The organism is Niveibacterium umoris (assembly GCF_014197015.1).
In the GTDB taxonomy this organism is placed as follows: domain Bacteria; phylum Pseudomonadota; class Gammaproteobacteria; order Burkholderiales; family Rhodocyclaceae; genus Niveibacterium; species Niveibacterium umoris.
The window spans coordinates 658,726-672,177 of record NZ_JACIET010000001.1 but is presented as its reverse complement, the minus strand read 5'-3'; the positions used below and the strand labels follow the sequence as shown (position 1 = coordinate 672,177).

The window sequence follows — 13,452 nt, the reverse complement described above, 5'->3', positions numbered from 1 at the left end:
TCCGCGCGGCTGACTTTCGAACGAATCTTGCCGCGCCCGACGGGTAGCTATGTCGTTTTCCGAACTCGGTCTGATCCCTGAACTGTTGCGTGCCGTTGAAGAGGCAGGCTACAGCGAACCTACACCCATCCAGCGCCAGGCCATCCCGGTGGTACTCGAAGGCCGCGACGTGATGGGCGGCGCCCAGACCGGCACCGGCAAGACAGCAGGCTTCACGCTGCCTTTGTTGCACAAGCTTTCGCGCTGGGCCAATACCAGCGCGTCGCCAGCGCGCCATCCGGTGCGCGCGCTCATTCTTGCGCCGACCCGCGAACTCGCGATGCAGGTGCATGAATCGGTGCAGACCTATGCAAAGTACCTGCCGCTGCGCGCCGCTTGCATCTACGGCGGCGTCGACATCAAGCCGCAACTCGATGAACTGCGGCGCGGCGTGGAAATCGTCGTGGCAACGCCGGGCCGGCTACTCGATCACGTCGAGCAGCGCAGCATTGCGCTGAACCAGGTCGAATTTGTCGTGCTCGACGAAGCCGACCGGATGCTCGACATGGGATTCATTCCCGACATCCGCCGCATTCTCGGCCTGCTGCCCGCGCAACGTCAGAGCCTGCTGTTTTCGGCGACCTTCTCGGACGAGATCAAGAAGCTCGCCGACTCGATGCTCAAGAGCCCGCAACTGATCGAAGTGGCGCGCCGCAACATGGTCAGCGAAACCATCACGCACCGCGTGCACCCGGTTCCAGGCGCGGTGAAGCGCGATCTGCTGACCTGGTTGCTGCTCGAAGATGTCGCAGCTCCGCAGGTCTTGGTGTTCTGCAGCACAAAGCTCGCTTGCGCGCGCCTGGCGCGCCAGTTGCAGAAGGACGGCATCGCCGCTGACGCCATTCACGGTGACAAGAACCAGCAGCAACGTACCGAAGCGCTCGAAGGCTTCAAGAGCGGCGCGATCCGCGTTCTGGTTGCAACCGATGTGGCTGCGCGGGGTCTGGATATCGACGATCTGCCGTGCGTGATCAACTACGAGCTGCCGCCGACCGCCGAGGACTACATCCACCGTATCGGCCGTACCGGCCGCGCGGGCAAGCAAGGCAACGCGATTTCGCTGGTCTCCCCGGACGAACACCTGCGACTTAGTGCGATCGAGAAACTGATCAAGCTGAAGATCACGCAGGAAATCGTTCCCGGCTTCGACAAGGACGCAACGTCCGACTCAGCCCGGCGGATCCTGCGCAACCAGAATGCCGATCGTCGCGCCCACACCTCGCCCGACCGCGAGCGCCCTCGCAACGCCGCACCAGACACGCTAGAGCGCAAGCCGAATCTGGCCAGCGACGGATTCGATTTCAACCGCCCCTACGCTGAAACTGAGTCGAAGCCTGTCGTACCCGGCAAGACCAGCAGTCCGCCCAGCGCCGCGCGCAAGGCCGGTCGACCGATACCGTTCTTGCTTGGCGGGAACGGGCGCTAAACACAGCGCCAAAAGCAAAGGCGCCTTGCGGCGCCTTTTTCTTTGGCTCGGCGAAGATCAACCGGCCATTTCCTTCACATGGGCAATCACGTCCGCCACGGCCTGCTGCGCGCTGCCGTAGAGCATGCGGCAGTTGTCCTCGTAGAACAGCGCATTCTCGATACCCGAGTAGCCAGCCCCCTTGCCGCGCTTGATCACGATGACATTCTGCGCCTTGTCGGCATCCAGAATCGGCATGCCGTAGATCGGGCTCGACTTGTCGGTGCGCGCCACCGGGTTCACCACGTCGTTCGCGCCGATCACCAGCGCAACGTCGGCAAGCGGGAACTCGGCGTTGATCTCTTCGAGGTCGAAGATCTTGTCGTACGGCACACCGGCTTCAGCCAGCAGCACGTTCATGTGGCCCGGCATACGGCCGGCCACAGGGTGAATCGCAAACTTCACCTCGACGCCCTCTTTCTCAAGCAGTTGCGCCATTTCCCAGACCTTGTGCTGCGCCCCCGCGACCGCCATACCGTAACCCGGCACGACGATCACCTTCTGCGCATAGCGCATCATCGCAGCCGCATCCAGACCCGACACTTCCTTCATCGAGCCTGCGATTGCCCCACCCGCCTGCGCTTCGCCGGTGATCGGCTGGAACAGGATGTTGGTGAGCGGGCGGTTCATCGCCTTGGCCATCAACTGGGTCAGCAGCGTACCTGCCGCACCCACGACGATACCGGCGATGATCAGGGCCGGATTCCCGAGCACGTAGCCCTCAAAGCCTACGGCAAGGCCGGTGAAGGCGTTGAACAGCGAAATCACGACCGGCATGTCGGCGCCGCCGATCGGCAGCGTCAGGATCGCGCCCAGCGCCAATGCAAGTCCGAAGAACACGATGATGTGCAGCGGCGACGGGTGACCACCCAGTACGATCACCACGCCAAAGCCGATCGTCACCAGTCCCAACACCACGTTCACCGCGTTTTGCGCCGGCAGGCGGAATGCCTTCTGCATCACACCCTGCAGCTTCGCCCAAGCGACGCACGAGCCAGAGAAAGACACGGCCCCGATCAGCGCGCCCAAGGTAGCCAGCGTCGTTACAACCGGTCCGGTGACATGACCACGCGCGAATTCCAGCGCGGCAATTGCCGCCGCCGCGCCGCCGCCCATGCCGTTGTAGATGGCGACCATCTGCGGCATGTCGGTCATCTTGACGACCTTGCCCGACCACCACGCCAGTGCACCACCCAGCGCCAAGGCCACGACGATCAGCAGGATGTTCTGCATGCCCGGCGTCAGGAAGGTCACGACCGTAGCCAGCACCATGCCGGCACCGGCCCAGACGATACCCTTGCGCGCCGAAACCGGCGACGCCATCGCCTTGAGGCCAAGGATGAACAGGACCGCAACGACGAAGTACGAAATGTTGATCAACCAAGTCGCCATCATTTGGCGGCCTCCTTACGGTCATCACGCTTGAACATGGCAAGCATCCGTTCGGTCACGACATAACCGCCCGCAGCGTTCGCCGCACCAAGCACAACGGCGATAAATCCGATCGCCAACTGCAAGGGATCGTTCGGATCAGCGTTGCCCAGCGCCACCATCGCGCCCACCAGCACGACGCCGTGAACAAAGTTGGACCCCGACATCAGCGGGGTATGCAGAATCACCGGCACGCGCGCGATGACTTCGTAGCCTGTAAATGCGGCCAGCATGAAGATGTAGATTGCCGAGAAGCCTTCCATTGCGGCGCTCCGTCAAAGTCCAAGAATCTTTTTCACGCCGTCGTGGCGCACCGCGCCATCGTGCGTGAGACAGGTACCCGCGATTACCTCGTCGCTCCAGTCGATCGCCAGCGCCGAATCCTTGATCATCGGCACGACGAAGTTGTAGAGGTTCTTTGCGAACATTTCAGACGCGTGCGAGGCCATGCGGCTGGGCAGATTGGCTGGTCCGACGATCAATGCCGGGCCAACCCGCAGCGTTTCACCCGCGACCGTACCAGCAACGTTGCCACCCGATTCGGCCGCCATGTCGACCACCACTGCGCCAACTTTCATCTTCGAAACCATTTCGGCCGAAATGATCTGCGGTGCCTTTTTGCCTGGAATCGCGGCGGTGGTGATGAGCGCGTCGCATTGCGCGACAGCCTTGCCGAGGCGCTCTGCCTGCTGACGCTTCTCATCCTCGGTCAGCTCGCGCGCGTAGCCACCGGTACCTGCAGCCGACACACCAGTGTCGACAAACTTGGCCCCCAGGGATTCGATCTGCTCCTTGGTTTCCGGACGCACGTCGTAGGCTTCGACCATCGCCCCCATGCGTCGCGCCGTCGCAATGGCCTGCAGACCGGCAACCCCGGCTCCGATGACCAGGACTTTCGCCGGGCGGATCGTTCCGGCCGCATAGGTCATCATGGGGAAGAATTTCGTGCAGTGGCTCGCGGCGATCAGCACGCACTGGTAGCCCGAGCAGGCCGCCTGCGAGGACAGGATGTCCATGCTCTGAGCACGCGAGATGCGCGGCAGAAGCTCCATCGCGAATGAGGTGATCTTCCGCTCGGCAAGCAGCTTTGCTCGATCCGCGCTTTGATAGGGCTGCAGCCCGGCGACAAGCACTGCGCCCGGTTTGAGTTTTGAGATTGACTCGTCGTCCAACGGCTGAATTGCCAACACCATGTCGGCAGCGAGCACTTCATCAACCGTGTCGGCCCAGCGAACTTCAGCGAACTCGCCTTCGGCGATGTTCGCACCATCCGCTGCACCACGTTGAATTACGAGCTCGACTCCGAGCGCCCTGAAACGTTTAGCCACCTCTGGAACAAGCGCAACGCGCCGTTCGCCGGTAGCACGCTCGGCCACCACGCCGATCGTCAGTGCCATGAAGCCTCCTGGTCAGATACAGCCCTCGAATCGAGAGCAAGTGCGCACGGGGCGCCGATGAAATTGCCGGAAAGCCTCTCGCCGCGCACGAACGACAGCCAACCCGGGAAGGGTGGCTCCGAGCGTGGGGGGAGCGCTGCGGCAACGACGAGCAGGCATCATACTGACTGCAGGCACGATCTGAGAAGCACAAGCAAGCGAGACGCCGCCTACCAATGAGTTGGATCAAACCGGAGCCCCGATGGCAACCAAATCCCGCGCGAACGCACGCACACGAAGGATCAAGCGCCCTGACTACGCTAAAAAGATCGGACAGCCGCCGGGCGTTTTGGTCCACCTGGGGGAGATCAAGACCGAACATCCGGCCATCACTCTTTTCGAATTTGACGATAGTGGCCTGCACGAACAGCGATTCGCGTCGGTGCTCGAGTCGCGAGACTACACGCCGCAACACCGTGTTCTGTGGCTGAACGTTTACGGTCTGCAAGAGCCGGAGGTAATGAGCGAGATCGGGCGGCGTTTTGGGCTCCACCCGCTCACTCTGGAAGACATCCTGAATACGCATCAGCGCCCAAAACTCGACGACTACGGCAATTACCTGTATGCCGTCGCCCGTGCATGGCGTGCCAACCCTGAAACTGGCGAAGTGATATCGGATCAGGTCAGCATCGTACTTGGCGAGAGCTTCGTGCTGACCTTTCAGGAACAACCCGGAGGGCTCTTCGACCCGATTCGGGAACGATTGAGGAAAAACGTTGGCGCCGCGAGGGAGCGCGGACCCGACTACTTGGCCTACTCACTCCTCGACGCCGTGGTCGATCGGTATTTCAACTGCCTCGATTCGCTTGCCGGAAGCGTCGAACGTGTCGAAGACGCCATGAACCAGCCGCGCATGTCTCGGCTTATTGGCGATATCAATCGCCTCAAGCACGACACGCGAGAGCTTCGGCGAACTGTGTGGCCGCTGCGGGAAGTGGTGGCAGGTCTGCAACGCGCCGATGAACGTTTCGTAAGACGCAGCACCGACATCTATCTGCGCGACGTCCACGATCACATCGTGCAGGTTGTGGAATCGCTGGATAGCCTCAGGGACGCGACGGGTGACCTGCTCGATCTGCACCTGTCGCTCGAAAGCCAGCGCCTGAACGTGGAAGTGCGCGCATTGACCGTCGTTTCCATGCTGTTCATGCCAGCAACACTGATAAGTGGCATCTTCGGCATGAACTTCCACTCGATACCCTGGCTCGAACGAGCCGATGGATTCTGGCTCGCGATCGGCATGATGCTTTTCATCGCATCGGTGATGGGCCTCATCTTCTGGCGTCGGCAATGGCTACAGAGCACCTAGACGCAGTCGGGATTTTTTACACTTACACTGCGGGACGATTTCCCATCACCCTGAAACGCTTGCCGTGTTTGAAGTCACGATGTCATCGGAATGACGGGCATGTTTCATGCTAATGACGTGCTGGCGCCCACAAGGCGCATTCAACCCGACAACAGGAGCACCAACGAATGACTTCACGCACGCTGATTCGCGCGATTGCAGCGATCGGTTTTGGCGCCGCGGCCTCGATGGCCCATGCCGTTCCGATGTCCATCGCCCCCAGCATCTCTCCGCTGATTACCTCCGGAGCCTTCCCCGACACCCCTGCTGCGCGCGTGGATGCGAATGAACCGACATCCCCGTTCTCCGGCGTCGTGAGCATCAACATCCGTTACAGCAATGGCGACAGCTACATCTGCTCCGGCGCCATGATCGATAGCTGGCATGCCGTTTCGGCTGGCCACTGTGTCGATTCCGATGGCAATGGCCACCTGATTGACATCAACAAGCCCGGCAACGATGTGCGTGTTGTATTCAACGCGACGAGCGCGCCGGGTAGCGCAGGTCGTGCAGTGATCACCGCGAACAAGGTCGACATGCACCCCGACTACGCCGGTTTCGGCAACTGCCCTTCCGGCGTTCCCGGTTTCTGCGTAAACGACGACATCGCAATCATTCGCCTGTCGGCTCCCGCACCGGTCGAAGCGAAGACCTACAAGATCTACAAAGGGCCGGTGAGTGAAGGTACCGTGTTTACGATGGTTGGATATGGCACGAGTGGCGACGGCTGGAACGGCTACAACGTATCCCCAGCGTTTCGCGTGAAGCGCAGCGGCAAGAACGTCTTCGATTTCGCCGAAACCAATGACGAAGCCGGTTTCGACCCGTCCAGCAAGAAAGAAGTCTGGTACGCGGACTTTGATGGCACGCTGAGAGACGGCACCACTGTCGATACCTTCTGCGACCCGTCCGTTCTCGGCGTTGCCGTCTGCGGCGCAAGCCTGGGCAATAATGTCGAATCCAATATCGGCGGCGGGGATTCGGGCGGTCCGTCGTTCGTCCTGGTGGATGGCGAATACCAGTTGGTTGCGAACAACACGTTCGGCTTCGCTATGGGGTACTCGCCCAAGGGCGGATTCGGCGATGGTATGGGCGGTATCCTGCTTGATTCCTACCGTAGCTGGATCGATACCACCGCGGTGCCGGAACCTGGCTCGCTGGCGCTTGCCGCTCTCGGCCTGTTCGGACTCGCGGCTGCACGCCGTCGCCGTTCCTGAACTCGGCGCATCTGCAAAAAGCAAAACGCCCCTTACGGGGCGTTTTGCTTTTCAAGGGTTGTGTCTTGCGAACCTGAAATCAGGCTGGTGCCTCGACCAACCGGATGATTGCCATCGATATATTGTCGCCCGTGCCACGCCCCCGCGAACGCGCCATGTCGATCAGTCCACGCGCCGCTTGCCGGGCAGGCTCATTGCAGATCGAACGGGCGAGCTCCAGATCGGAGCAATGCCCCCACAGACCATCGGAACACAACAGGAAGCCATCACCCGCCCTCAGGCCTTCGACGCTGCGTGTTTCGATCTTTGGCTCCCGGTCGGCACCCAAGCAGGAGAGCAGCAGGTTCCGATGGGGATAAGTCTCGGCATCAGCCTCAGAGAGTTGGCCGGTTCGCACCAACTCCGCGACAAGGGAGTGGTCATTGCTGCGCAGACCCACTGCGTCATCGCGGAAATGGTAGATCCGCGAATCACCGCAATGCGCCCAGGTCACCTTGCCGGGCTGCAGAAGGAGGACACACGCAGTGCTGTGAGGATCTTGCTCGCTTGTAAAGCGCGTCAGCTTGATCACTACATGGGCTTCCTGAATGATCGCCCGCAGCAATTCTTCGGGTGATTCGGAAGCAGGCGAATACGCCTCGAAATTCTGTTTTGCCTTGATCAGCACCTGCTCGGCGGCCATCGCGCCGCCAGAGTGACCGCCCATGCCGTCGGCGAGTACAGCAAGCAGCATTCCGGGCCGCGACGGATGTGGAAACAGGCCGACACGGTCCTGTTGCTCCTTCCGGTCGCCCTGATGCATGGCCACAACGGTATCGATTGTCAGAGGCACTTTTTTTTCACAATTATCGTTTCTATTAATTCTAGTCGCTCAAACTGACCATCGATAGTCCGCCCATCGATCGACAAACGGCCCGCCTGACATCGGTCAATGCTCGAGACCTCGGTACTGCTCCAGCACATGTTCGACGAGATCCCGAAACTCTGTGGCATTGATGTCCAGGCCCTCTTGCACCTGCGACTCGTCGAGATCCGCGACACCTTCGTTCAACTGCATTTCGCTCGCATAAAGATGCATCGCCAACTTCAGGATCGACACCAGCGTGTCGATTGAGCGAGAAGGGAGGCGACCCCCTTCGTGGTGGAATCGTACAGCCTGGGCGACGAAATCGGGTAGCCGCCAATGGCGCGCCAACAGAAAACCAACAACCGCGTGGTCCGACGCATACAAGCGATCTTCGGTCAGCACGTCGGCCCATTTGCGAGCCTGTCCGGCCAGGCCGGTTTCCTGACAATAGCCGGGGAAGCGTTGCATCAGGATCGGCACACCACAATCGAGGAACATCCCTGCGAGGTACGCCTGATCGCCATTGATCCGATGCGCGCCCGGCAAGGACTGAGCCACCAGCATCGCCAGTTGCGCAATTGCATTCGAACGTGCCCAGAAACGAGCGAGAACCTGCGCCTCTCCGGGTAAAGAGGCCTGCAGACAAAGCGCCTGTGCCAAAGCCAAGGTGCGCGGAAGCCCCATCAACAAGACAACCTGCTCGACCGTCTGCGGTGGCGTGCGTCGCGCAAACAGGGGCGAGCGTGCCATCCGGTAAAGCCCGGCAGTGAGCGCCGCGTCGCGGGAGATTACCTCTGCGACCTCGCGCATGTCCGGGTCCTTGCTGTCGGCAAGCGCCTGCAACGCCAACAGCGCCTCAGGCTGCGGCGGCAAAGTCATCCCTCTTGCCAGCAGGGCTTCTGGCTCATCCATAGGATCCACGGAAATCCCGGAAATGGTCATTCCTGCGTTAACGACCCGATCGCCAGCAAGTTGAGGGTCGCGGCCCGGTTTTCTGGCGCACTTGTCGACGATCTATTGGTCCAACTGGTCAGAAAGCCATTCAACCCAATGCCGCACAGGCGTATTGGCACCACTCGCCAGATGAGCGATGCAGCCGACGTTTGCGCTCGCAATCCCGCACGGCATGCCGGCAGCCAGATCCCGCAGCTTGTTGTCGCGCAGTCGCTCTGAAATCTCGGGCTGCAGGATCGAATACGATCCGGCCGAACCGCAACACAAGTGGGCATCGGCCACCGGAGTGAGCTCGTAGCCAGCGGCCACGAGCAGACGTTCCGCCACACCACGGATCTTCAAGCCATGTTGCAAGGAACATGGCGAGTGGAACGCGAGCCTCTTGGGCGGCTCCGACACGGTCTGCATGACAGCGGTAATCGCTTCGAAGTGGCGGACCAGCAGTTCCGAGATGTCGAGCACACGCTCTGTGACCCGGGCTGCAGCACCGTTCAATGACGCGTCATCCCGAAACAAATGGGCGTATTCGCGGATGAAACTTCCACAACCCGAAGCGGTAACGACAACCCCCTCCACTTCACCGCGCTCGATCGCCGGCAGCCAACGCGCCAGAAGCCCAGCCGCATCGGCGCGACCGCCATCGTGGTCGTTCAGGTGAAAGCGCAGCGCGCCACAGCATCCGTCATTGCGCACCGCTATCAGCGAAATACCAATTCGATCCAGCACGCGCGCCGCCGCGGCATTCACGCCTGGTAGCAACGCGGGCTGGGCACATCCACCCAATACCAGCCACTTGCGCGAATGGCGTGGCGCAGGCCACGTGCCCGGCGATTGAGGCGCGGCGACCTTGGCTGCCAATACCTTCGGCAACAGGGGTCGCAAACGCTGCCCGGCACGGTAGGCGAACCCGAACACCGCTGGCTTGGACACGGCGTTGGCGAGCAGCCAGCGCTTTGCCGCCTCGGGCGCAGCACGCGGGGGTGCAAGCGTTTCCGCCCACTTGCGGCCGATGTCGACAAGCCGACCATATTCCACCCCCGACGGACAGGTCGTCTCGCATGAGCGGCAGCTCAGGCATCGGTCTAGATGCAGCCGAGTGCGCGCCGACACGGGTTCGCCCTCGAGCATCTGCTTGATCAGGTAAATGCGGCCGCGCGGGCTGTCGAGTTCGTCGCCGAGCAATTGAAATGTCGGACAGGTCGCGGTGCAGAAGCCGCAATGGACACACTTGCGCAGAATCGCCTCGGCCTCAGCGCCGTCGGCGGTGTCCCGGATGAAATCAGCGAGTCGGGTTTGCATCTGCGCTCACCATGCCGGATCGAGTTGCGCACGATTCAGCACGCCCGCGGGGTCGAATGCCGCCTTCAAACGGCGATGCAAACCGGCAAGGCTGGGCGGAATGTCCGCCACCTTCGGCGCAACCGCCTCAGCACCGTCACGTCTGAAAACACGCGCAGTGCCACCTGACGCTATCGCCCACTCACGCGGCGAATCGTCACCCGCATCCGCGTAAATCCAGCGGAGCGCGCCCCCCCATTCGACCAGCGTCGCCGCCGAAGACCAAGCTGGGGTCGTTCCAGGCACAGAGGCGCGCCACAAACGTTGCGGTCGCGAGAAATACGGGTGGGTTTGTTCGCGCACAGATGCCCAGAGGCGCGATGCCACGCAAGCATCGAGACACTCGCCGCCGATCTCAGCCTGAGCGGAAGCCACCGCCGCGGCGGCGCCAGAAAGCCGCACGTAAAGGGCACCTTCGACCCAACAGGTCGCCGACACCGGCATCGGGCGCCCTCCCCAACGATTACACCTATCAAGCGCCGCTTGCTGCGACAAATCCATACGTTGCGTCACTTCGGCGACAGGCTTCGGCATGACCTTCAGCGATACGTCGAGAAGGATGCCCAACGTCCCCATTGCACCCGCCATCAGACGCGACACATCGTAGCCGGCCACGTTTTTCATTACCTGCCCGCCAAATCGTAGGACGTCGCCACGACCGTCCATCACCGTCACCCCGAGCAGGTGATCTCGCACCGCACCGGCCGCTGCTCTGCGCGGGCCAGAGAGTCCTGCCGCCACCATTCCTCCTGCCGTCGCCGCGCCAAAGTGCGGAGGCTCAAACGCCAGCATCTGGCCGCGTTCGTCGAGCGCCGCTTCGAGCGCTGCCAGGGGGGTACCCGCCCGCACCTTGACGACCAGTTCGCTCGGCTCATAACACTCGATGCCTTGCCAGAGGCGCGTATCAAGCACCACGCCACCGCGGTGACTGCCGAGAAAACGTTTGGAGTCGCCGCCGCGGATCGCGATCGGTTCAAGCCGTTTTGCCGCGTCTTGCACGCGGGCGCACCAGTCTGCCAGCACCGGGTCGAGTCGTTGTGGCATCAGAATCGCTCCAGTTCCGGGTGCGGAATGCGGCCGTTGGACACGTGCATCCACCCAGCTTCGGCACAGCGGTTCAAGGCCGGCACCGCTTTGCCAGGGTTCAGCAATCCATCGGGGTCAAAGGCGGCCTTGATGCGATGGAACATGCGCAGTTCGGCGTCATCGAACTGGGCACACATCTGGCCAATCTTTTCGATGCCGACGCCGTGCTCGCCGCTGATCGCACCGCCCAGTTGCACGGACAATTCCAGAATCTCCGCCCCGAATGCCTCGGCGCGCGCCTGTTCACCTGCCACGTTGGCGTCAAACAGGATCAGCGGGTGCAGATTGCCATCGCCGGCATGGAACACATTCATGCAACGCAGCGCGTACTTGCGCTCCATTTCAGCAATGGCCGCAAGCATCTCACCCAGGCGCCGACGCGGGATCGTGCCGTCCATGCAGTAGTAGTCGGGGGAAATGCGCCCCGCCGCGGGGAAGGCCGCCTTGCGCCCCGCCCAGAACCGCAGCCGCTCGTCTTCATCACGCGACACTCTCAGCTCGCGGGCGCCCGCTGCCGAAAGGATCGCAGTCACCCGTTCGATCTCCTCCGCGACTTCTTCCGGAGTGCCATCGCACTCGACCAGCAAGATCGCCGCGACATCCAGCGGATAGCCAGCATGGACAAAGCCTTCAACCGCGATGATCGCTGCCTGATCCATCATTTCGAGGCCGGCCGGGATGATTCCCGCCGCGATGATCTGGGCAACCGCCTCGCCTGCCAACACCACATCCTGAAAGGTGGCCAGCAAGCAGCGTGCAAGTTGTGGCGTCGGCAGCAGCCGCACCGAGATTTCGGTGATCACCGCCAGCATCCCTTCCGAACCCGTGATCAGCGCGAGCAGGTCAAAACCCGGGGCATCGAGCGCGTGATTGCCAAATTCCACCACATCGCCGGCGATCGTCACCGCCCTCACCCTCATCAGGTTATTCACCGTGAGCCCATATTTGAGGCAATGGACTCCGCCGGCGTTTTCAGCGACGTTGCCGCCGATCGAGCAGGCGATCTGCGAACTGGGGTCTGGCGCGTAATAGAGTCCGTAGGGCTGCGCCGCTTCGGATATCGCCTTGTTGCGCACGCCCGGTTGGACGACTGCGATACGCGCCAGCGGGTCGATGCTCACGATGTTGCGGAACTTGGTCATCGCCAGCAGCACACCTTGGCCGTGTGGCATCGCACCACCCGAAAGCCCGGTTCCCGCACCGCGTGCGACAACAGGTACGCCAAGCGCCGAGCACACCTTCACGACTGCAATCACCTGCGACTCATCCTCCGGCAGCACAACCACCAGCGGCAACTGGCGCATCGCGGCCAACCCGTCGCACTCCCAAGGGCGCAGATCCTCCAATTCACTGAGTACGCAGTCGCCGGGAAGAATCTGTGCCAACGCGGCAAGCAAGGCCGCACGGTCAACGCCTGAGAAGTCCTGCTCTCGTTCGCCAGTGAATCGGCCCAGTTCATTCATCGCGCGAGTCCAGTTGCAGGTTGAGGCGGCCAGCAGCCGCGACGAGGTGATCATGTGCGGCATGTTGCGCCGCCAGCGAGTCGCCAGCCTCGATCGCGGCGAACAGCCTGTGATGTTCCGCCTGCGCCGCCGCAGCGAGGTCCAGCGGTGCGCGGTTCAACCACGTGGGCAGCCTCGTTCCGGAAAGGCTGCGCTGCACTACGGACATCAAACGTTGCAGATGCGGGCTATGTGTCGCGGCGGCGATACCGTCGTGGAATCGATCATCGGAAGCCGCACCATATTCCGAATCGCCGCTGCTTAGCGCGACATCCATGTCCTGCAAAGCACGCCTCAATGCCGCAACGTCGCCCGGACTTCTTCGCCTCGCCGCGAGGGCGGCCGCACCGGGCTCGATCACACTGCGCAGGTCGAACAGATCGCGCAGGTTCCGTGCGTCCTTCATCGCCGGCTCAAGTCGAAAATTGGCGCCCCCGACCTGTTCGACCACGAACGCTCCGACACCCTGACGGGAACGCACCCAACCATCAGCCTTGAGGCGTGAGATGGCTTCTCGCACCACGGCTCGACTGACGCCAAATCGTTCGGCGAATGCGCGCTCGGTCGGCAAGCGGGCGCCGGGCGCCCAGATCGCTGCGCGTATCTCTTCTTCGATCAATGCGCTGACTCGATCGGAGAGGTGTGCGCTGCTTAACGGGAAAGCCGTATCGGGCAATTCTGTCATCCAGTTGTCTGACAAGCAGTTGTCAGCATAGTCGCCAGATCCTCGCGCGCCAAGAACATTGCGTGGAGGAGTCCATCGTTCCTGACGCGACGAACGCTTACGGG

12 protein-coding genes are annotated in these 13,452 nt (G+C 61.9%); 3 read left to right on the top strand and 9 right to left on the bottom strand.

The genetic code is table 11. From position 1 onward, the window contains the following. The first annotated feature begins 49 nt into the window (after positions 1–49). Entirely contained in the window at positions 50–1,465 is a 1,416-nt protein-coding gene (locus GGR36_RS02960) for a DEAD/DEAH box helicase (RefSeq protein ID WP_183631679.1), read from the top strand. Between the two features lie 57 nt (positions 1,466–1,522). On the opposite strand, the gene GGR36_RS02955 is transcribed toward GGR36_RS02960, so the two are convergent. Genes GGR36_RS02955 through GGR36_RS02945 form a run of 3 tightly spaced genes read right to left on the bottom strand, consistent with a single transcriptional unit; the run spans position 1,523 to position 4,332 of the window. After that, the gene (locus tag GGR36_RS02955) at positions 1,523–2,899 is read right to left on the bottom strand and encodes an NAD(P)(+) transhydrogenase (Re/Si-specific) subunit beta (RefSeq protein ID WP_183631677.1); all 1,377 of its coding nucleotides are present in this window, start codon (positions 2,897–2,899) and stop codon (positions 1,523–1,525) included. Beyond that, positions 2,896–3,198: an NAD(P) transhydrogenase subunit alpha part 2 gene (locus GGR36_RS02950; protein ID WP_183631675.1), complete on the bottom strand. Its 303-nt coding sequence runs from the start codon at positions 3,196–3,198 to the stop codon at positions 2,896–2,898. The genes GGR36_RS02955 and GGR36_RS02950 overlap by 4 nt, the downstream gene beginning before the upstream one ends. Before the next feature lie 12 nt (positions 3,199–3,210). Then, positions 3,211–4,332: an NAD(P) transhydrogenase subunit alpha gene (locus tag GGR36_RS02945; protein ID WP_183631674.1), complete on the bottom strand. Its 1,122-nt coding sequence runs from the start codon at positions 4,330–4,332 to the stop codon at positions 3,211–3,213. 220 nt (positions 4,333–4,552) lie between these two features. Between GGR36_RS02945 and corA the strand changes: the two genes are divergently transcribed. Beyond that, positions 4,553–5,680: a magnesium/cobalt transporter CorA gene (gene corA / locus GGR36_RS02940; protein WP_242533101.1), complete on the top strand. Its 1,128-nt coding sequence runs from the start codon at positions 4,553–4,555 to the stop codon at positions 5,678–5,680. A 167-nt stretch (positions 5,681–5,847) separates the two neighbouring features. Continuing rightward, the gene (locus tag GGR36_RS02935; protein WP_183631673.1) at positions 5,848–6,936 is read left to right on the top strand and encodes a trypsin-like serine protease; all 1,089 of its coding nucleotides are present in this window, start codon (positions 5,848–5,850) and stop codon (positions 6,934–6,936) included. 79 nt (positions 6,937–7,015) lie between these two features. Here GGR36_RS02935 and GGR36_RS02930 read toward each other — a convergent pair whose 3' ends face one another. The 6 genes from GGR36_RS02930 to GGR36_RS02905 form a co-directional block, all read right to left on the bottom strand. Then, entirely contained in the window at positions 7,016–7,768 is a 753-nt protein-coding gene (locus tag GGR36_RS02930; RefSeq protein ID WP_183631672.1) for a protein phosphatase 2C domain-containing protein, read from the bottom strand. Positions 7,769–7,864: 96 nt separating this feature from the next. Further along, entirely contained in the window at positions 7,865–8,725 is an 861-nt protein-coding gene (locus GGR36_RS02925; RefSeq protein WP_183631671.1) for an HDOD domain-containing protein, read from the bottom strand. Positions 8,726–8,797: 72 nt separating this feature from the next. Further along, a complete protein-coding gene (gene glcF / locus GGR36_RS02920; RefSeq protein ID WP_183631670.1) occupies positions 8,798–10,036 on the bottom strand; it encodes a glycolate oxidase subunit GlcF in 1,239 nt (412 codons plus the stop codon). A 6-nt stretch (positions 10,037–10,042) separates the two neighbouring features. Further along, complete coding sequence (glcE, locus tag GGR36_RS02915; RefSeq protein ID WP_183631669.1) at positions 10,043–11,119, bottom strand: glycolate oxidase subunit GlcE; 1,077 nt, start codon at positions 11,117–11,119, stop codon at positions 10,043–10,045. Continuing rightward, positions 11,119–12,624: an FAD-linked oxidase C-terminal domain-containing protein gene (locus tag GGR36_RS02910; RefSeq protein ID WP_183634877.1), complete on the bottom strand. Its 1,506-nt coding sequence runs from the start codon at positions 12,622–12,624 to the stop codon at positions 11,119–11,121. Before GGR36_RS02910 ends, glcE begins: the two co-directional genes overlap by 1 nt. Continuing rightward, positions 12,617–13,348, bottom strand: a complete 732-nt coding sequence (locus tag GGR36_RS02905; RefSeq protein ID WP_183631667.1) for a FadR/GntR family transcriptional regulator — start codon at positions 13,346–13,348, stop codon at positions 12,617–12,619. The genes GGR36_RS02910 and GGR36_RS02905 overlap by 8 nt, the downstream gene beginning before the upstream one ends. Positions 13,349–13,452: the final 104 nt, after the last annotated feature.

What these genes read in the sequence shown, in the direction of transcription:
- GGR36_RS02960 (WP_183631679.1), top strand. Translation starts at nt 50, where the DNA reads ATGTCGTTTTCCGAACTCGGTCTGATCCCTGAACTGTTGCGTGCCGTT.
- GGR36_RS02955 (WP_183631677.1), bottom strand. Translation starts at nt 2,899, where the DNA reads ATGATGGCGACTTGGTTGATCAACATTTCGTACTTCGTCGTTGCGGTC.
- GGR36_RS02950 (WP_183631675.1), bottom strand. Translation starts at nt 3,198, where the DNA reads ATGGAAGGCTTCTCGGCAATCTACATCTTCATGCTGGCCGCATTTACA.
- GGR36_RS02945 (WP_183631674.1), bottom strand. Translation starts at nt 4,332, where the DNA reads ATGGCACTGACGATCGGCGTGGTGGCCGAGCGTGCTACCGGCGAACGG.
- GGR36_RS02935 (WP_183631673.1), top strand. Translation starts at nt 5,848, where the DNA reads ATGACTTCACGCACGCTGATTCGCGCGATTGCAGCGATCGGTTTTGGC.
- GGR36_RS02925 (WP_183631671.1), bottom strand. Translation starts at nt 8,725, where the DNA reads ATGACCATTTCCGGGATTTCCGTGGATCCTATGGATGAGCCAGAAGCC.
- glcF (WP_183631670.1), bottom strand. Translation starts at nt 10,036, where the DNA reads ATGCAAACCCGACTCGCTGATTTCATCCGGGACACCGCCGACGGCGCT.
- glcE (WP_183631669.1), bottom strand. Translation starts at nt 11,119, where the DNA reads ATGCCACAACGACTCGACCCGGTGCTGGCAGACTGGTGCGCCCGCGTG.
- GGR36_RS02910 (WP_183634877.1), bottom strand. Translation starts at nt 12,624, where the DNA reads ATGAATGAACTGGGCCGATTCACTGGCGAACGAGAGCAGGACTTCTCA.
- GGR36_RS02905 (WP_183631667.1), bottom strand. Translation starts at nt 13,348, where the DNA reads ATGACAGAATTGCCCGATACGGCTTTCCCGTTAAGCAGCGCACACCTC.